The organism is Clavibacter nebraskensis NCPPB 2581, from assembly GCF_000355695.1.
Taxonomy (GTDB): domain Bacteria; phylum Actinomycetota; class Actinomycetes; order Actinomycetales; family Microbacteriaceae; genus Clavibacter; species Clavibacter nebraskensis.
This window is the reverse complement of the sequence record NC_020891.1, coordinates 1-17,929: the sequence shown is the minus strand read 5'-3', so window position 1 is coordinate 17,929 and position 17,929 is coordinate 1. Positions and strand designations below refer to the sequence as shown.

Here is a 17,929-nt window from a genome sequence, read left to right as displayed (position 1 = left end):
CGATCCCGACGAGAGGCAGCCCGTGACCGACACCCGTGTGCTGGGCGGCCGCTACGAGGTCGGGGCGCTGCTGGGTCGCGGGGGCATGGCCGACGTCTTCGAGGGAGTCGACTCCCGTCTCGGTCGCCGGATCGCCGTCAAGGTCCTCCGTCGCGGCCTCGCCGAGGATCCCGCCTTCCGCAGCCGCTTCCGCCAGGAGGCCCAAGCGGCTGCGCGCATGTCGCACCCCACCATCGTGCGCGTCTTCGACGCGGGCGAGGACGTCGTCACCGACCAGGACGGCGCGTCGCACACGGTCCCCTTCATCGTCATGGAGCGGGTCGAGGGCCGCCTCCTCAAGGACGTCATCACCGACGGGCCGCTCGAGCCTGCCGAGGCCGTCCGCGTCATGGGCCAGGTGCTCACCGCGCTCGAGTACTCGCACCGCGCGGGGGTCGTCCACCGCGACGTCAAGCCCGGCAACATCATGGTCACGCCCACCGGCCAGGTGAAGGTCATGGACTTCGGCATCGCGCGCGCCGTGTCCGACACCTCCGCAACCATCGCGCAGACCACCGCCATCCTCGGCACCGCCCGCTACTTCTCCCCCGAGCAGGCCAAGGGCGAGTCGGTGGACGCGCGCACCGACCTCTACTCCGCCGGCGTGGTCCTCTTCGAGATGCTCACCGGCCAGGCCCCGTTCCGCGCCGACACGGCGGTCGCCGTCGCGTACCAGCACGTCAGCGAGACGCCCGTCGCCCCGAGCACCGTCCAGGACGCCGTCTCGCCGCAGCTCGACCAGGTCGTCCTGCAGGCGATGGCGAAGGACCGCTACGCCCGCTTCCAGACGGCGGGCGACTTCCGCACCGACCTCGATCGCGCCGCCGCGGGCACGCTCGCTCCCCGCGAGGCGCCGACCAACGACGTGGGAGCCACGCTCTTCGGCGCCCCCGCCGGCCCCTCCTCCTCGCAGCAGGCGCTCCGCCAGCTCGGCGTCGACGACGACCGCACCGTCCGCACCCAGAGCCGCCCGCCGGTCCCCTGGATCTGGGCCGGCGTCACCGTGGTCGTCGTGATCCTCATCGCCGTCGTCATCTGGGTCACCAGCCTCAGCTCCATCGCGCCGCCCGACATCAGCCCCACCGTCCCGGACGTCACGGGTTCCACGTACTCGAGCGCGGCGGCGGCCCTCGAGGAGGCCGACCTCGTCCCCCTCGAACGCGAGGAGGTCAGCACCTCGGTCGCCGAGGGCATCGTGCTGCGCACCAACCCAGACCCGGGCGAGAACGTCGCCGCCAAGACCGAGATCGACGTGTTCGTGTCCTCGGGCCCGCCCGAGGTCCAGGTCCCGAACGTCATGAACATGGACGAGGGCACCGCCACCGCCAACCTCGAGTCCGCGGGGCTCAAGGTGGGCGAGGTGGTACGCCAGTCGTCGCCGACGGTCCCCGATGGCGTGGTCATGCAGACGGACCCGGCATCCTCCCAGCAGGTCGACAAGGGTTCCGCGGTGAAGCTGATCCTGTCCAACGGCAAGGTCGCCCTGCCGGACGTCCTCGGCCAGCCGCTCGTGGATGCGCAGAAGCTCCTCGAGGCATCGGATCTGACCGTCACGACCCGCCGCGACCCGTCCTGCGGCCGAGCCGACGGATCACCGGTCAGCCAGCAGTCGGTGCCGCCGGGGGACGTCGCCCAGCGCTCCACCGTCTCCCTCACCTACTGCACGGGCGCGGTCCGCAGCACGTCGGCACCGTCCACTCCGGCCCCGGCTCCCACGCAGGGCTGATCCCCTCCTCCGCCACCGAGCACCTGCCGGTGACGGACGCCGGGCTCGATGCCCCCGGCGACCGCGGTCGGAGGGGCAGCCGCTCAGGCCGGACGATTCTCATCCCACCCGGACGGGTCAGGCCACGTGGACGAGCGGGGACAGCCGCGATGCGGTGTCGCGAGCACCGACGAGCCCGGCGCCCTCCAACCAGTTGCCGAGCATGCGGTAACCGCCCTCGGTCAGGACCGACTCCGGGTGGAACTGCACGCCGACGATGGGCGCCGCCTCGTGACGCAGGCTCATGATGACGCCGCCCTCGGTGCGGGACGTGACCAGCAGGTCGGACGGCACCGTCCCGTCGACGACGGCCAGCGAGTGGTACCGCGTGGCCGTGAACGGCTGCGGGACGCCGAGGTAGAAGTCCCCGTCGTCGTGCGTGACCAGCGAGGTCTTGCCGTGCATGAGCTCCTCGGCGTTGGTGACCGTGGCGCCGAAGGCCTCGGCGATCGCCTGGTGCCCGAGGCAGACCCCGAGCAGCGGCGTGCCCGACCCGAGGGCGGCGGTCACCGTGGGGATCGAGACGCCGGCCTCCGAGGGCTTGCCCGGCCCCGGGGACACCAGCACCGCATCGTACTCGGAGATGACCCCGGCCATGTCGGCGTCGGCGTGGTCGTCGTTGCGCATCACCACGGTCTCAGCGCCCAGCTGCTGCAGGTAGCCGTTGAGCGTGTAGACGAAGCTGTCGTAGTTGTCGATGACGAGGACGCGTGTCACTGATGCACCGTGACTTCCTGGGTGTTGACGATGGAGTCGACCCAGGGGAAGACCCAGGTGACGAGGGAGAAGAGGATGGCCGCGAGCAGCACGAGGACGATGAGCAGCCGGACCCACACCGGCCCGGGCAGGACGCGCCAGAACGCCGCGTACACGCTCAGCCCGCCTTCGCGAAGGACGTGCCGGCCAGCGCCGCGGGCGTGGCCGCATCCGACCGCGGCTGCCAGGACTCGAAGACGCTGTAGGCGATGACGCGCTCGGCGGCGGAGAAGAGCGGGTTGCAGCTCGTCATCGTGAGGATGCGGTCCCCGGGCTGCGCGTCCGGTGCCTGGGGCACCTCGTCGAGCACGTCGACTCCGGTGGGCTTCACGTACTCGAGTGTACGGAAGCGGTAGGTGTACCAGCCGTCCTGTGTCTCGACCACGATGGCGTCGCCCACCCGCAGGTCGGTGATCTGGTTGAAGGGCTTGCCGTAGCTGGTGCGGTGCGCCGCGACGGCGAAGTTGCCGACCTCACCGGGCATCTGGGTCTCGCGGTAGTGGCCGATCTTGCCGTGGTTGAGCACGCTCGAGAGGCCGACCCCCGTCGCGACCGGCACCACGTAGTCGGGCCCGAAGCGCGGGATGTAGATGTTGCCGAAGTCGGTGGCGTCGGTCGTGGGCGCTGTGGTGATGACGGGCTCCCCCGGTGCCGCGGGCGAGGCGGCCGGGTCGGGAGTAGCCGCCGCTTCCGGCGCCGCCGTGGCCCAGCTCCGGCTGTTCTCCAGCGCCTGGTCGCGCTGGCCGCTGCTGACGACGATGTCGTTGAACCACAGCTGCCATCCCAGGAACAGCATGATGAGCACGCCGGCCGTGAGGAGCAGCTCGCCGAGGACCCCGACCGTGCCGAGCAGCGCATCCCCCCGTCTACCACGGCGCCGCGTCGCGCGGCGGGAGGGGGCGGGACCTGGAGCGCTCATGTCCCGATTGTAGGCGGCGCACCTGCGGGGTACGGCCTCCGGGAGCGCACCGTGGAGCCGGGCATCCTCCCGGCCCGGTGGAGGAGGGTACGGCTAGAATCTCCGCATGGCCCGCGACAAGACGACGAGACCCTCCCGCCAGGAACGCGTGCGCGACGAGGACGCCCCGAACCCCGTGTGGTTCAAGCCCATCATGTTCGGCTTCATGCTCGTCGGGCTCGCATGGCTCATCGTGTACTACGTGAGCCTCAACGCGTTCCCCATCCCCGACCTCGGCGTCGGCAACATCCTCATCGGCTTCGGCCTCATCCTGGTCGGCTTCCTCATGACCACCAGGTGGCGCTGACCCCAGCGCGACCACGAGAGCCCGTCACCACCCGCTGGTGACGGGCTCTTCTGCATCTCCGGCGATGCGAGCGCGAGGATCCCGCGTTGTCCACAGAGCTCCTGTGCACAACCCTCCACACATGTGGAGAACTGCGCGGAGCGGTCCGCCGGATGCCGCCGGTACGACGGGTTACCCGCGGAAGCCCACGAGCGTGGCGATCCGGCCGAGGTCGACACCGCCCCACGCCGTCGGAGCCCCTCCCCCATCGGCCCCTAATCACACACGTGTAACTATCCCCACTGTGGACTGGCCTGTGGATAACCTCGCTGGGCCCCGGACGCACGGGGATCGATGGACCCGGGTACGACGAACGCGCCGCCCCTGAGGGGACGGCGCGTGCGTGTGCGGGTCGGTCAGAGCGTGACGGGGAAGACGGCGGCCGCCACGAGGATCGCCGCCGCGAGGCCCGCGAGCGAGCCGATCTGCGCGCCGCGCTGACGGCCGTCCCGCGTCCGCAGGAGCACGAGCGCCACGAGCGCGCCCGTCACGAGCCCGCCGACGTGGGCCTGCCAGGAGACGCCCTGCACGACGAAGCCGAGCAGGAGGTTGATCGCGATGATGCCGAGGAGCGGGCCGACGTTCCCGCCGAGCTTCCGCGCGAGCACGAAGTAGCCGCCCATGAGGCCGAAGATCGCGCCTGAGGCACCGACGACGGCCTGCAGGGGCTCCCCCATCGCCGAGCCGATGACCTCCACCGCGAGCGAGCCGCCGAGCGCGGAGATCAGGAAGAGGGCCAGGAAGCGGACACGTCCGAGCATCGGCTCGAGGACGCGGCCGAAGACGAAGACCGACAGCATGTTGAAGACGATGTGCAGGATGCTCGACGGCGAGTGCGTGAACGCGCTGGTGAGCATCCGCCACGGCTCGTAGTCACCGGAGGCGAAGCTGCCGTAGACGGGCGCGAACCACAGGGACGTGGTGACGTAGCCGCCGACGACGGGCAGAACCTGCAGGATCCACACAACGGCGCAGACCGCCATGATCCCGTACGTCACGACGGGCGCGGAGCTCCGCGTCATCCGCGTGACGAACGAGGCCCGGGAGCGGGGAGCGGTGCGACGCTGCTCCTTCATGTCCTCCGGGCAGATCACCCCGACGGCGGCCGGCGTCTGGCACTCGGGGCAGATGGTCCGCCCGCATCGCTGGCACAGCACGAAGCTCTGCCGGTCGGGGTGCCGGTAGCAGCGGTCGGCCGCCGTACGGGGTGAGTCGGTCATCAGACCTTCTCGACGGTGACGCTCTCGATCACGACGTCCTCGCGGGGACGGTCGCGGCCGTCGGTCGGGACGGCGTTGAGCGCGTCGACGACCTTCTTGGACGCGTCGTCGGCGACCTCGCCGAAGATCGTGTGCTTGCCCTGGAGCCACGTGGTGGGCGCCGTGGTGATGAAGAACTGCGAGCCGTTCGTGCCGCGGCCGCCCTGGGTGCCCGCGTTCGCCATGGCGAGGATGTAGGGCTTGGAGAAGTCGAGGTCGCGGCTGATCTCGTCGTCGAACTGGTAGCCGGGGCCGCCGGTGCCCTGGCCGAGCGGGTCGCCGCCCTGAAGCATGAAGTCCTTGATGATGCGGTGGAAGACGACGCCGTCGTAGAGCGGGTCGGTCGACTTCTTGCCGGTCTGGGGGTGGGTCCACTCCTTCTCGCCCGTGGCGAGGCCGACGAAGTTCTCGACGGTCTGGGGTGCGTGGGACCCGAAGAGGTTGAGGACGATGGTGCCGTGGTTGGTCGTCATGGTGGCGACGTGAGTGTGCGCAGACATGGAGCAATGGTCTCACGGCGGAGCTGGGACTCGGCGGACGCACAGGCTCCGTCGTGTTTGCCCGCAGAGGCACCCGTGCCAGACTGGGGATTCCTGGCGAAACCACACCGATGGAGGTCCCCTTGGGTCTGTCACGCAAGAACAAGAAGGAGTTGGCGAAGCTCCGCACCCACGCGGCCGCCGTCCTCAAGGAGCAGCGCGAGGTCCTCGACCGGGCCAACGTCGTCGTGGTCGAGGCCGCGCACACCGCGCGCAAGCTCTCCGACCAGCATGTCGTCCCCGCCGTCAAGCGCGGTGTCGACGACCACATCCGTCCCGGCTACGAGGCCGGCGCCGAGCGCGTCCGCACCGCGGCCGACTCCGCCTACAAGGGCTTCACGCACACGGTCCTCCCGGCCGTCGCCGGTGCCGCCGGATCCGCGGTCGCCGCGACCGAGGGCATCCGCAACAGCAAGCAGGTGAAGGACGCGGTCAAGAAGGCCGGCAAGGTCTCCTCCAAGGCGCAGGAGTTCGGCAAGCACTACGTCGACAACGGGCGCTCCTACGTGGGCCGCTACGTCCCGCAGGTCGCTCCGGCGAAGAAGGGCCTCGGCTTCGGCGGCGTCGCCCTCATCGCGCTCGGCGTCGTGGTGGTCGGCGGCGTCGGCTACGCGCTGTACCAGACGTTCCGCGCGGACGACGACCTGTGGATCGCCGACGACGAGCCCGAGGCCGTCGACGCGACCACGAAGGACCAGCCCGCGAGCTGATCCCCGTCTCGCTCTGACAGAGGCCCGGACACCGACAGGTGTCCGGGCCTTCGTCGTGCGGTCGGGACCGGACGCATGCGGCGAGGGGAGGAGCCCGGCAACGGGCGAGATGTGGAGTCACGGGGAATCGAACCCCGGACCTCCTGCTTGCAAAGCAGGCGCTCTACCAATTGAGCTATGACCCCGATCGGCGAGCCTCGGACCGCCTGGCGATCTACCGACTCGTGTCCCGCCATGCCCCCGGATCATGCGGATCCGGGGGTGTTGGTGGGGATACCAGGATTTGAACCTGGGACCTCTTCATTATCAGTGAAGCGCTCTAACCAACTGAGCTATATCCCCATCGGGCAGGTACACGTTACCGTACGCCTGCCCGTTTCTCCCAATCGGCTACGCGTTGGTGAAGCCGACGAGGACGCCGCCGGTGATCCGCACGCTGAGGTTGTACAGCAGCGCGGCGACGGCACCGAGCACGGTGCCGACGACGATGTTGAGGACGGCGACGACGATCGCGAAGCCGAGCACCTGGCCCAGGCCGAAGACGTCCTGGAGGGAGAAGTCCGCGGATCCGGAGACCTCCTGGAACAACTGGTCGACCGTGCCGAACACGTTCGTGGTCTGGAGCACGACGTAGATGAGGAACGTCGCGACGACGGTGATGATGCCGAGCACCACGGAGAAGAGGAACGCGAGCTTCAGCGCCGACCAGAAGTCGACGTACACGAGCTTCAGACGCACCTGCTTGGTGGTGGTGGCCCGCGACGACTTCTTCGCGAGCTTCTCGGCGACACTACTCATCAGGTGTTCCCTTTCCAGCAGCGGTACCGTCGGACGCGTCGGGCGCAGCTTCGGGGACCACCAGGTTGCGTTCGGAGTTCTTGGCCAGTGAGATGATCCTGTCGTCGTCCGCGAACCGGGCGAACACGACACCCATGGTGTCTCTGCCCTTCGCCGGGACCTCGGCCACGACAGACCGTACCACCTTGCCGCTGGCGAGCACGACGAGGATCTCGTCCTCCTCGCCGACGATGAGCGCCCCCGCGAGGTCGCCTCGGGCATCCTGCAGCTTGGCCACCTTGATGCCCATGCCGCCGCGGTTCTGCACGCGGTACTGGTCCGCGGCGGTGCGCTTCGCGAAGCCGCCCTCGGTGACGACGAACACATAGCCCTGCTCCCCGACGACGGATGCGCTGAGCAGCGTGTCGTCCCCGCGGAACGTCATGCCCTTCACTCCGGACGTGGATCGACCCATCGGACGGAGCGCCTGGTTGTCGGCGGAGAACCGCAGCGACATGCCCTTGCGAGAGACGAGGAGGAGATCGTCGTCCTCGTCCACCAGGAGCGCCGAGACGAGCGCGTCGCCGTCGCGGAGGTTGATCGCGATGATGCCACCGGTGCGGTTCGTGTCGTACTCCGTGAGGGCCGTCTTCTTCATCAGGCCGTCGCGGGTGGCGAGCACGAGGTACTGGGCCACCTGGTAGTCGCGGATGTCGAGGACCTGCTGGATCTCCTCGTCCGGCTGCATCGCGAGCAGGTTGGCGACGTGCTGGCCCTTGGCGTCGCGGCCGGCCTCCTGCAGCTCGTACGCCTTGGCGCGGTAGACGCGGCCCTTGTCCGTGAGGAACAGGAGCCAGTGGTGCGTGGTCGTGACGAAGAAGTGCTCGACCACGTCGTCGGCCCGGAGCTGGGCGCCGCGCACGCCCTTGCCGCCGCGGTGCTGGCTGCGGTAGTTGTCGATGCGCGTGCGCTTGATGTACCCGCCGCGCGTGACCGTGACCACCATCTCCTCCTCGGGGATGAGGTCCTCCATGCTCATGTCGCCGTCGAAGCCGAGCATGATCTCCGTGCGCCGGTCGTCGCCGTACTTGTCGGTGATCTCCTGCAGCTCGGTGCTGATGATCTCCCGCTGCACGGTGGGCGTCGCCAGGATGTGCTTGTACTCGGCGATGCGCTCCTCGAGCTCGGCCGCCTGGTCCTGGATCTTCTGGCGCTCCAGCGCGGCGAGGCGGCGGAGCTGCATCTCGAGGATCGCGTTGGCCTGCAGCTCGTCGATGTCGAGCAGCTTCATCAGCCCGCTGCGGGCGACCTCGACCGTCTCGGACCGGCGGATCAGGGCGATGACGTCGTCGAGCGCGTCGAGCGCCTTCAGGTATCCGCGCAGGATGTGGGCGCGTGCCTCGGCCTCGTTGAGCCGGTACTGCGTGCGGCGGACGATGACGTCGATCTGGTGGTCGACCCATGCGGAGATGAAGCCGTCGAGCGCGAGTGTGCGCGGGATCCCGTCGACGATCGCGAGCATGTTCGCGCCGAAGTTCTCCTGCAGCTGCGTGTGCTTGTAGAGGTTGTTCAGCACGACCTTCGCCACGGCGTCGCGCTTCAGCACGATCACCAGGCGCTGGCCGGTGCGGCCCGAGGTCTCGTCGCGGATGTCGGCGACACCGGCGAGCTTGCCGTCCTTCACGAGCTCGGCGATCTTGATCGCCAGGTTGTCGGGGTTCACCTGGTACGGGAGCTCGGTGACGACGAGGCAGACGCGGCCCTGGATCTCCTCGACGGCGACGACGGCCCGCATCGTGATGGAGCCGCGGCCGGTGCGGTACGCGTCGATGATGCCCTTGGTGCCGAGCACCTGGGCGCCGGTCGGGAAGTCGGGTCCCTTGATCCGCTCGAGGAGCGCCTCGAGGAGCTCCTCCCGGTTGGCGTCCGGGTGCGCGAGCAGCCACTGCGCGCCCGCCGCGACCTCGCGGAGGTTGTGCGGCGGGATGTTGGTGGCCATGCCGACCGCGATGCCGACGGATCCGTTGACCAGCAGGTTCGGAAAGCGCGACGGGAGGATCTTGGGCTCGAGCGTGCGGCCGTCGTAATTGTCCTGGAAGTCGACCGTGTCCTCGGTGATGTCCCGGACCATCTCCATGGCGAGCGGGGCCATCTTGGTCTCGGTGTACCGCGGAGCGGCGGCGCCGTCGTTGCCGGCGGAGCCGAAGTTGCCCTGGCCGAGCGCGAGCGGGTAGCGCAGGCTCCACGGCTGGACGAGGCGGACGAGCGCGTCGTAGATGGACGAGTCGCCATGCGGGTGGAACTGCCCCATGACCTCGCCGACCACGCGGGCCGACTTGAAGAAGGAGCGGTCGGGCCGGTATCCGCCGTCGTACATGGCGTAGATCACGCGGCGGTGCACGGGCTTCAGGCCGTCGCGCACCTCGGGGAGCGCGCGCTGGACGATGACGCTCATCGCGTAGTCGAGGAACGAACGCTGCATCTCGAGCTGGAGGTCGACCTGCTCGATGCGGTCGTGCGTGACGACGACGGTGGCGTCAGGGTCGATGATGGCGCCCGGCAGGGAGTCGGAGGCCGCAGCGGCGGAGGACGCCGGCGTCACGCCGTCCTGCGGAAGCGCGTCGCCGGTCGACGGCGCCTGCTCGTCGTCCGGGGTCGCCCCCGTGCCCTGCTCGTCGTCCGGAGTGTTGTCGTCGGCCATGGAGGTCCCGTTCAGAGGTCGGTGGATCGTGGGGTCGGCGTGGGGCGGCGGTCGGCATCGGGCCGTGCCGCCGCCCGGTCGATCAGATGTCGAGGAACCTGACGTCCTTGGCGTTGCGCTGGATGAAGCTGCGGCGGGACTCGACGTCCTCGCCCATCAGCGTCGAGAAGACCTCGTCGGCGCCCGCGGCGTCGTCGAGCGTCACCTGCATGAGCGTGCGGGTGGCCGGATCCATGGTGGTCTCCCACAGCTCCTTGTAGTCCATCTCGCCGAGGCCCTTGTAGCGCTGGATGCCGTTGTCCTTCGGGATGCGCTTGCCGTTCGCCTGCCCGTGCGCGAGCAGCGCGTCGCGCTCCGCGTCCGTGTAGACGTACTGGTGCTCCGCGTTCGACCACTTGAGCCGGTACAGCGGCGGCTGCGCGAGGTACACGTAGCCCAGCTCGATGAGCGGGCGCATGTACCGGAACAGCAGCGTGAGCAGCAGGGTCGTAATGTGCTGGCCGTCGACGTCCGCGTCGGCCATCAGCACGATCTTGTGGTACCTGACCTTCTCGGCGTTGAAGTCCTCGCCGATGCCCGCGCCGAACGCGGTGATCATCGACTGCACCTCGTTGTTCTGCAGCGCGCGGTCGAGGCGGGCCTTCTCCACGTTGAGGATCTTGCCCCGCAGCGGCAGGATCGCCTGCGTCGTGGGGTTCCGGCCCTGCACCGCGGATCCGCCGGCCGAGTCGCCCTCGACGAGGAACACCTCGCTGAGCGCCGGGTCCTTGCTCTGGCAGTCCTTGAGCTTGCCGGGCATGCCGCCCGACTCGAGCAGTCCCTTGCGCCGGGTCTGCTCGCGCGCCTTGCGGGCCGCCAGCCGTGCCTGCGACGCCTGCATCCCCTTGCGGATGATGTCCTTCGCCTGCGCCGGGTTCCTCTCGAGCCAGTCGCCGAGCTGCTGGCCGACGATGCGCTGCACGTAGGCCTTCGCCTCGGTGTTGCCGAGCTTGGTCTTGGTCTGGCCCTCGAACTGCGGCTCGCCGAGCTTCACGGAGATGACGGCGGTGAGGCCCTCGCGGACGTCGTCGCCCGTCAGGTTCTCGTCCTTCTCGCGGAGGAGCTTGTTCTCCCGCGCGTAGCGGTTCACCAGCGTGGTGAGCGCCGCGCGGAAGCCCTCCTCGTGGGTGCCGCCCTCGTGCGTGTTGATGGTGTTCGCGTAGGTGTGCACGCTCTCCGTGTAGGAGGTGGTCCACTGCATCGCGACCTCGAGGCTGATCTTCTTGACCGTGTCCTCGGACTCGAAGGCGATGACGTCGGCGTTGACGACCTCGGTCTTCTTCGCCTTCACGAGGTGCTCCACGTAGTCGACGAGGCCGCGCTCGTAGAGGAACTTCTCGGTGCGGTGCTCCGCGCCGTCGACCTCGCGCTCGTCGTGCAGCGTGAGGGCCAGGCCCTTGTTGAGGAACGCCATCTGCTGGAACCGCGCGCGCAGGGTGTCGAAGTCGAACTCGACGGTCTCGAAGATCTCCCGGCTCGGCCAGAAGGTGATGGTCGTCCCGGTCTCGGTGGAGCCCTCGCCCTTCTGCAGCGGCGCATCCGGCACGCCGATGGTGAAACTCTGGCGCCAGACGGCGCCCTGACGGCGGACCTCGACGTCGAGGCGCTCCGACAGCGCGTTCACCACGGAGCTGCCGACGCCGTGCAGGCCGCCGGACACCGCGTATCCGCCGCCGCCGAACTTGCCTCCGGCGTGCAGCTTGGTGAGGACGAGCTCGACCGTGGAGATCCCCTCGACCGGGTGGATGTCCACCGGGATGCCACGGCCGTCGTCGACGACGCGGATGCCGCCGTCCTTCCGCATGGTGATCTGGATGTCGCTGGCGAACCCGGCGAGGGCCTCGTCGACGGAGTTGTCGACGATCTCGCTCACGAGGTGGTGCAGGCCGCGCGGGCCGGTGGACCCGATGTACATGCCGGGTCGCTTGCGCACGGCCTCGAGGCCCTCGAGCACCTGGATCTCGTTGGCGCCGTAGTCGTTGCTCACCTGCTGGCGGGTGATGTGGTCGGAGTCGTTGTGCGTCTCCTCGATCTCCACCTCGTCGGGGGTGGAGTCGTCGGGGAGGTCCTGTGAGGCATCCGATGTCATGAAGTGGTGGCTCCTGCCGCGTCGACGCGCCCCTGCCCGACGGCGGACGCGCGCGGATCACGAGGTGATCCGGGGACCGTCGTCCCTGGACTGCGGGCGACCCCTTATTCTATCGCAGGAGTACCCTCGGCACCGCCCTGACCGGCCGTCTGCCGCGCTTTCGAGGCGGGGGTGACGTGATTCGCCTCCCTAGCCGTAGGTATCGCGCGGGCCCCGCCCTGGGATCGACCTGGGGCCCTTTTTCCAGGACGGGGCGTTCGGCCCCTGGAAGCGGATCGAACGGATGCCCGCGTCGGGGAAGCGCTCGGCGATACGCGTCGTGATCTCCACGCGCATGAGCCGCAGCTGCGTCGCCCACGCCGTCGACTCGCACTCGACCGTGAGGAGGCCGTCCTCGATGCCGACCGGGGAGGAGTGCTCGGCGGTCTCCTCGCCGGCGATGGTCGTCCACGCCGCCATGAGCTCGGCCTGCGACAGCGAGGACGTCCATCCCATCCGCGAGGTGAGCGAGTCCATGACGTTGCCGAGGGAGTCGGGATCCCGTCCCGGCTGGAACGGCGAGCTCCCCGCCTTCTGCTCCCGGCGCTTCCGGGCGGAGGGCGACCGCACGGACGCGTCGCCGAACACCTTGCGGAACCGGCGGTAGACGGCGACCGCCTCGGACTCGGGCAGCGGTCCGCCGTCAGCGGCGCGGGGGATCACGCCGCTCCCCCGTCCGCGTCGGTCGGTGCCGGTGCCGGTGCCGGTGCGTCCACGATCTCGCCGGCGCGGATGTGCACGGCGTTCGCGGCCAGGTGCTCGGGCACGTCCTCGAACACCGCAGCCGTGATGAGCACCTGCTCAAAGCCGGTGACGGCCTCCGCGAGGCGCCCGCGCCTGGCCTGGTCGAGCTCGGCGAAGACGTCGTCGAGGATGAGGACCGGATCACCCGTCTGCGAGTCGCGCCGCAGGAGCTCGGCCGACGCGAGCTTCAGCGCGAGGGCGAACGACCACGACTCCCCGTGGCTGGCGTAGCCCTTCGCGGGTAACCCGTTGAGCCGGAACAGGACATCGTCGCGATGCGGGCCGACCAGGGTCAGACCCCGCTCGAGCTCGCGGGGCCGCATGCGGGCGATGGCCGCGGCGAATACGGGCACGACGTCCTCGGCCCGCGTGAAGCGCCCACCGTCGCGCGCGCCCGAGTCGTCCGCGTCGTCGTCCCCCGGGTCGTCCGCGAGGATGCTCAGCTCCGGACGCGACGACGGCCCGTGGTCGGATCCCGCCACGGCCAGGTACGCGCGCGCCAGCTCCGGCTGGAGGTTCTCGACGAGAGCCCCGCGCGCCGCGATGATCTGCGAGCCGATCGCGACGAGACGCTCGTCCCAGATGTCGAGCGTGCCCAGCTGGTCGGCCTTCATCCCGCGCGCCCGCGCCGACTTGAGCAGGGTGTTGCGCTGCTTGAGCGCTCGCTCGTAGTCCGACAGCACCCCGGCGAGCCGCGGCGTGCGCAGCACGAGCAGTTGGTCCAGGAACCGGCGTCGGCCGGAGGGATCGCCGCGCACGAGGGCGAGGTCCTCCGGCGCGAACAACACGCTCGAGAAGTACCGCGGCAGCTCGCGCGGCTTCGTGGGCGTGCTGTTCACCTGCGCGCGGTTCGCCGACGAGCGGTTGATCTGGACCTCGACCCGGAGCTCCCGTCCGGCGTGCTGCAGGAGCGCCCGGATCACGGCCGACTCCGCCCCCTGGCGGATGAGCGCCTGGTCGGTGGAGACGCGGTGCGACCCGAGCGTGCTCAGGAAGCCCAGCGCCTCCACCAGGTTCGTCTTGCCCTGCCCGTTGCTCCCCACGAAGAGGGTGGCACCGGGCAGGAGCGCGACGTCCGCGCGGGTGTAGTTGCGGAAGTCACCCAGGGAGAGGTGACGGACGATCATCCGGTGGTCAGGACTTCTTCTGCACCGAGTGGCCGCCGAACTGGTTGCGCAGCGCCGCGACGGCCTTCATGGCCGGGGAGTCCTCCTGGCGGGAGGAGAAGCGCGCGAAGATCGACGCGCTGATGGCGGGCATCGGCACGGCGTTGTCGAGCGCCTCCTCGATGGTCCAGCGGCCCTCGCCGGAGTCCTGCACGAAGCCCTCGATGTCTTCGAAGCCCGGGTCCTCCTTGAGCGCCTTCACGAGGAGCTCGAGCAGCCAGGAACGCACGACCGTCCCGCGCTGCCACGCCTCGAACGTGCCCGTGACGTCCTTGATGATGTCCGTGCGCGCAGCGAGGAGCTCGTAGCCCTCGGCGAACGACTGCATCATGGCGTACTCGATGCCGTTGTGGACCATCTTCGCGTAGTGCCCCGCGCCGGAGTCGCCGACGTGGACGAAGCCCTCCTCGCGCGGACCCTCGGGACGCAGCGCGTCGAAGACCGGCATCGCCCGCTCGACCTGCTCCTTGGGGCCGCCGACCATGAGGCCGTAGCCGTTCTCGAGGCCCCAGACGCCGCCCGAGACGCCGGCGTCGACGAAGTCGATGCCCTTGTCCTTGAGCAGCCCCGCGTGCGCGAAGTCGTCCGTGAACTTGGAGTTGCCGCCGTCGATCACGAGGTCGCCCGGCTCCAGGATGCGGGCGAGGTCGCCCACCACGTTCTGCGTGACCTTGCCGGCCGGGACCATGACCCAGACGAGGCGCGGTGCGGGCAGCGCTGCGGCGAGGTCGTCGAGGGTGGCCACGTCGGAGACGTCGGGGTTCGTGTCGTAGCCGGTCACCTCGATGCCGTTTGCCTCGAGGCGCGCACGCATGCGGGCGCCCATCTTGCCGAGTCCGACGAGTCCGATGTGCATGTTCTCTCCTTGATCGCGGTCTAGCGCAGCAGCAGGTTCGGCTGCAGCAGGTACCGGTAGTTGTCAGCGCCGGCCTGGTCCTTGGAGGACTGGCTCGTGATGAGCACGGGGCCGGGCTTGTTGGGGTTGTCCGTCTTCGTGAACGAGAGGCGGACGAACTCGGAGTGGACGGCGCCGAGGCCGTCCAGCAGGAACTGCGGCTTCAGCGACACCACGGTGTCGACGCCGGTCAGGAGGGCGTCGATGCTCTCCGATGCCTGCGCGTGCTCGGAGCCGATGGCCTCGAGGGTGAGGCCGTCGATGGTGAAGGTGAAGCGGAGTGCCGCCTCGCGCTCGAGCACCAGCTGGACGCGGCGCGTCGCCTCGATGAGGTCCGCCGTGTTGATCACGGCGTAGTTGTCGACGGTCTCGGGGAAGAGGCGCTTGACCGGCGGGAAGTTGCCCCGGATCAGTAGGGACGTGACGGTCTTCCTGTCGGCGCTGAACGCGATGAGCTGACGGTCGTCGGTGTCGGTGATGGCGACCGAGATGGTGCCGCTGTGGCCGAAGGTCTTCCCGATCTCCTGCAGCGTGCGTGCGGGCACGAGCGCGGTGCGGCTGGTGCCGTCGCTCGTGGAGTCGCCGCCGTCCCAGTCGATCTCGCGCACGGCGACCCTGTAGCGGTCGGTCGCGATGAGGCCGAGGCTGGTCTCCCCCACCTCGAGCTGGACACCGGTGATGACCGGCGTGACGTCGTCGCGGGACGCGGCGACCGCGACCTGCGAGACCGCGGCGGCGAACTGCTCGGCGGGAAGGAGGCCGGACTGCTCCGAGATCTGCGGCAGCGTCGGGTACTCCTCGACGGGCATGCTCAGCAGCGTGAAGTGCGCGGATCCGCACGAGACGGTGATCTTCGAGTCCTCGGTGGTGAACCGCACCGGGGCGTTCGGGAGGCGGTTCGCGATGTCCGCGAGGAGTCGGCCGGAGACCAGGACACGGCCGGGCTCCTCGATGTCCGCCTGGATCTGCGTGCGGGCCGAGACCTCGTAGTCGAACGACGACAGCGTCAGTCCGTCCTCGGTCGCCTCGATGAGCACCCCGCTCAGGATCGGGAGGGTCGTGCGCTGCGGCAGGAGCTTGACGGCGAAGGACACCGCCTCGCTGAAGACGTCCCTGTTGACTTGGAACTTCACGTTGTGGACCCCTCGATGAGCGGAAGATTTGTCGGTCAATGCTAGCTGTGCCGACGGGGGCCTCTACGACCGGCGATCCCTCCACACCCTGAGGTTCTTGGGCGACATCCAATGAAGGGTTTAAGGATCAATAGTGTTAACCGCTGTGGAATCTGTGGACAACTCCCGGAGCCCCCGTGATCGAGCGGGAACTACACGTCTGGAAGTTGTGGGACGGGTGTGGAGCGGCCTGGGGACTCGGCGGGATGCCGACGAAGCGACGACGTCGGCTCCACAGGCCGGGTCCTCGAACCCACATCGGCTCCGGCGGTTCTCCACAGTTATCCACACTCTGTGCACACTGTGGGGAACAGCGGATCCGGCCCGGCCGGCCCTCTCTCCCCGACGCGGGGACGTGCTCGGGGCCTCTTAGCACGTCCACGTCGCTCCGATCGACATGGGGCCGCCGACACCCGCGCACGCAGAAGGGGTCGGACCTCGTGGTCCGACCCCTTCCGCTGCCTCGTCCCCTGCACGTGCCGCAGCACGTGCAGGAGGGCCTCACATCTTGCCGTAGCGGTGGTTCTGCTTGATCCGGCTCGTGAGCTCCGTCACCTGGTTGTAGATGGAGCGGCGCTCCTTCATGAGCTCGGTGATCTTCTTGTTGGCGTACATGACCGTCGTGTGGTCACGGTTGCCGAACAGCTGCCCGATCTTGGGCAGCGACAGGTTGGTCAGCTCGCGGCACAGGTACATGGCGATCTGGCGGGCGGTGGCCACGGCCTGCGAGCGGGACGAGCCGTAGAGGTCGTCGACCGTGAGCTTGAAGTAGGCCGCGGTGTGGTTGATGATGTCCACCGGCGCGATGACGTTGTCCTCGTCCAACGTGATCAGGTCCTTCAGAACCGTCTGCACGAGCGCCAAGTCGACCGGGGTCTTGTTGAGGCTGGCGAACGCGGTGACGCGGATGAGGGTGCCCTCGAGCTCCCGGATGTTCGAGGTGACCTTGGTGGCCATGTACTCGAGGATGTCGTCGGGCACCTGCAGCTTCTCGCTCTGTGCCTTCTTGCGGAGGATCGCGATGCGCGTCTCGAGGTCGGGCGCCTGGACGTCCGTGATGAGGCCCCACTCGAAGCGCGAGCGCATGCGGTCCTCGAAGCCCGTGAGGTGCTTCGGGGGCAGGTCGCTCGTGATGACCACCTGCTTGTTGTGGTCGTGGAGCGTGTTGAAGGTGTGGAAGAACGCCTCCTGCGTCGAGTCCTTGCCCTGGAGGAACTGGATGTCGTCGATCAGCAGGATGTCGTTGTCGCGGTAGCGCGACTGGAACAGCGACGACCGGTTGTTCGCGATGGAGTTGATGAAGTCGTTGGTGAACTCCTCGGAGCTCACGTACCGCACCCGGATCCCGGGGTAGAGGCTGATGGCGTAGTGGCCGATGGCGTGCAGGAGGTGCGTCTTGCCGAGGCCGGAGTCGCCGTAGATGAAGAGCGGGTTGTAGGCCTTGGCGGGCGCCTCGGCCACGGCGACGGCCGCAGCGTGGGCGAAGCGGTTGGATCCGCCGATGACGAACGTGTCGAAGCCGTACTTCGGGTTGAGGCGTGAGTCGCCGCGGGACGGCGAGGCCGGCAGCCCCGGGTTGTCCGTCGGCGCCGTGATGGTGGGTGTCTCGATGTACGGCTGCTCGGCGGCCGGCTCGGGATGCTGGGCGAAGGCGTCCTGCGCGATCTCCGGGTTTACCACGATGGCGAAGTTGCTCACGCCGGCCGCCTCGTCGAGCGAGCCGATGGCATTGAGGAGTGGGACGCGGATGCGCTGCTCGAGCATCCCCCGCGTGAGGTCGTTGGGCACCTCGAGGTAGAGGGTGCCGGTCATCACGCCCTTCGGCTCCACGAGGCTGATGAAGCCGTGCAGCTGCGGGGTGATCCGGTCGTCCGCGGTGAGGGCGGCGAGCACCTTCTGCCAGATCGCGTGCGTCGGGTCGGAGCGGTCGGACAT

Annotated in this window: 16 protein-coding genes and 2 tRNA genes; 3 read left to right on the top strand and 15 right to left on the bottom strand. The window is 69.1% G+C overall.

The features are described 5' to 3' along the window. Positions 1-22: 22 nt before the first annotated feature. Positions 23-1,765, top strand: coding sequence for a Stk1 family PASTA domain-containing Ser/Thr kinase (gene pknB / locus CMN_RS00090; protein ID WP_015488829.1), 1,743 nt, complete (start codon positions 23-25; stop codon positions 1,763-1,765). Positions 1,766-1,882: 117 nt separating this feature from the next. Here pknB and CMN_RS00085 read toward each other — a convergent pair whose 3' ends face one another. The 3 genes from CMN_RS00085 to CMN_RS00075 are packed head-to-tail and all read right to left on the bottom strand — an operon-like array spanning position 1,883 to position 3,479. Then, entirely contained in the window at positions 1,883-2,521 is a 639-nt protein-coding gene (locus CMN_RS00085; RefSeq protein ID WP_015488828.1) for an anthranilate synthase component II, read from the bottom strand. Then, entirely contained in the window at positions 2,518-2,676 is a 159-nt protein-coding gene (locus tag CMN_RS15040) for a hypothetical protein (protein WP_015488827.1), read from the bottom strand. Before CMN_RS15040 ends, CMN_RS00085 begins: the two co-directional genes overlap by 4 nt. Before the next feature lie 2 nt (positions 2,677-2,678). Further along, positions 2,679-3,479 (bottom strand): class E sortase, encoded by an 801-nt coding sequence (locus tag CMN_RS00075; protein WP_015488826.1) that lies wholly within the window; start codon positions 3,477-3,479, stop codon positions 2,679-2,681. Positions 3,480-3,585: 106 nt separating this feature from the next. Between CMN_RS00075 and CMN_RS00070 the strand changes: the two genes are divergently transcribed. Then, on the top strand, positions 3,586-3,825 hold the full coding sequence (locus CMN_RS00070; protein WP_015488825.1) for a cell division protein CrgA: 240 nt from the start codon (positions 3,586-3,588) through the stop codon (positions 3,823-3,825). Between the two features lie 395 nt (positions 3,826-4,220). Here the strand turns inward: CMN_RS00070 and CMN_RS00065 are convergent, their stop codons facing one another. Beyond that, entirely contained in the window at positions 4,221-5,084 is an 864-nt protein-coding gene (locus tag CMN_RS00065) for a rhomboid family intramembrane serine protease (protein WP_015488824.1), read from the bottom strand. Continuing rightward, on the bottom strand, positions 5,084-5,623 hold the full coding sequence (locus tag CMN_RS00060) for a peptidylprolyl isomerase (protein WP_015488823.1): 540 nt from the start codon (positions 5,621-5,623) through the stop codon (positions 5,084-5,086). Before CMN_RS00060 ends, CMN_RS00065 begins: the two co-directional genes overlap by 1 nt. 122 nt (positions 5,624-5,745) lie before the next feature. Between CMN_RS00060 and CMN_RS00055 the strand changes: the two genes are divergently transcribed. Continuing rightward, positions 5,746-6,372, top strand: a complete 627-nt coding sequence (locus tag CMN_RS00055) for a hypothetical protein (RefSeq protein ID WP_227077702.1) — start codon at positions 5,746-5,748, stop codon at positions 6,370-6,372. 112 nt (positions 6,373-6,484) lie between these two features. Here the strand turns inward: CMN_RS00055 and CMN_RS00050 are convergent. The 10 genes from CMN_RS00050 to dnaA all read right to left on the bottom strand — a co-directional run bounded on the left by CMN_RS00050 (position 6,485) and on the right by dnaA (position 17,929). Beyond that, a tRNA-Ala gene (locus CMN_RS00050) sits at positions 6,485-6,557 on the bottom strand. Between the two features lie 80 nt (positions 6,558-6,637). Beyond that, positions 6,638-6,714: transfer RNA gene (locus CMN_RS00045), tRNA-Ile, on the bottom strand. A 48-nt stretch (positions 6,715-6,762) separates the two neighbouring features. Continuing rightward, positions 6,763-7,170, bottom strand: a complete 408-nt coding sequence (locus CMN_RS00040) for a DUF3566 domain-containing protein (protein WP_011931227.1) — start codon at positions 7,168-7,170, stop codon at positions 6,763-6,765. Then, the gene (gene gyrA, locus CMN_RS00035) at positions 7,163-9,850 is read right to left on the bottom strand and encodes a DNA gyrase subunit A (protein ID WP_015488821.1); all 2,688 of its coding nucleotides are present in this window, start codon (positions 9,848-9,850) and stop codon (positions 7,163-7,165) included. The genes CMN_RS00040 and gyrA overlap by 8 nt, the downstream gene beginning before the upstream one ends. An 82-nt stretch (positions 9,851-9,932) precedes the next feature. Beyond that, on the bottom strand, positions 9,933-11,978 hold the full coding sequence (gene gyrB / locus CMN_RS00030; protein WP_015488820.1) for a DNA topoisomerase (ATP-hydrolyzing) subunit B: 2,046 nt from the start codon (positions 11,976-11,978) through the stop codon (positions 9,933-9,935). A 189-nt stretch (positions 11,979-12,167) separates the two neighbouring features. Further along, the gene (locus CMN_RS00025) at positions 12,168-12,680 is read right to left on the bottom strand and encodes a DciA family protein (protein ID WP_015488819.1); all 513 of its coding nucleotides are present in this window, start codon (positions 12,678-12,680) and stop codon (positions 12,168-12,170) included. Next, positions 12,677-13,888, bottom strand: coding sequence for a DNA replication/repair protein RecF (gene recF, locus CMN_RS00020; RefSeq protein WP_015488818.1), 1,212 nt, complete (start codon positions 13,886-13,888; stop codon positions 12,677-12,679). Before recF ends, CMN_RS00025 begins: the two co-directional genes overlap by 4 nt. Positions 13,889-13,895: 7 nt before the next feature. Beyond that, positions 13,896-14,783 carry a phosphogluconate dehydrogenase (NAD(+)-dependent, decarboxylating) gene (gene gnd / locus CMN_RS00015; RefSeq protein ID WP_015488817.1) on the bottom strand — a complete coding sequence of 296 codons (888 nt, stop codon included), beginning with the start codon at positions 14,781-14,783 and terminating at the stop codon, positions 13,896-13,898. Positions 14,784-14,803: 20 nt separating this feature from the next. After that, positions 14,804-15,955: a DNA polymerase III subunit beta gene (gene dnaN, locus CMN_RS00010; protein ID WP_015488816.1), complete on the bottom strand. Its 1,152-nt coding sequence runs from the start codon at positions 15,953-15,955 to the stop codon at positions 14,804-14,806. 540 nt (positions 15,956-16,495) lie between these two features. After that, positions 16,496-17,929: a chromosomal replication initiator protein DnaA gene (gene dnaA / locus CMN_RS00005; RefSeq protein WP_011931220.1), complete on the bottom strand. Its 1,434-nt coding sequence runs from the start codon at positions 17,927-17,929 to the stop codon at positions 16,496-16,498.

Excerpts from the sequence above, each read along its gene's own strand:
- dnaA (WP_011931220.1), bottom strand. The coding sequence starts at position 17,929 with ATGTCCGACCGCTCCGACCCGACGCACGCGATCTGGCAGAAGGTGCTC.
- CMN_RS00040 (WP_011931227.1), bottom strand. The coding sequence starts at position 7,170 with ATGAGTAGTGTCGCCGAGAAGCTCGCGAAGAAGTCGTCGCGGGCCACC.
- gyrB (WP_015488820.1), bottom strand. The coding sequence starts at position 11,978 with ATGACATCGGATGCCTCACAGGACCTCCCCGACGACTCCACCCCCGAC.
- gnd (WP_015488817.1), bottom strand. The coding sequence starts at position 14,783 with ATGCACATCGGACTCGTCGGACTCGGCAAGATGGGCGCCCGCATGCGT.
- CMN_RS00075 (WP_015488826.1), bottom strand. The coding sequence starts at position 3,479 with ATGAGCGCTCCAGGTCCCGCCCCCTCCCGCCGCGCGACGCGGCGCCGT.
- recF (WP_015488818.1), bottom strand. The coding sequence starts at position 13,888 with ATGATCGTCCGTCACCTCTCCCTGGGTGACTTCCGCAACTACACCCGC.
- CMN_RS00065 (WP_015488824.1), bottom strand. The coding sequence starts at position 5,084 with ATGACCGACTCACCCCGTACGGCGGCCGACCGCTGCTACCGGCACCCC.
- CMN_RS00060 (WP_015488823.1), bottom strand. The coding sequence starts at position 5,623 with ATGTCTGCGCACACTCACGTCGCCACCATGACGACCAACCACGGCACC.
- CMN_RS00070 (WP_015488825.1), top strand. The coding sequence starts at position 3,586 with ATGGCCCGCGACAAGACGACGAGACCCTCCCGCCAGGAACGCGTGCGC.
- gyrA (WP_015488821.1), bottom strand. The coding sequence starts at position 9,850 with ATGGCCGACGACAACACTCCGGACGACGAGCAGGGCACGGGGGCGACC.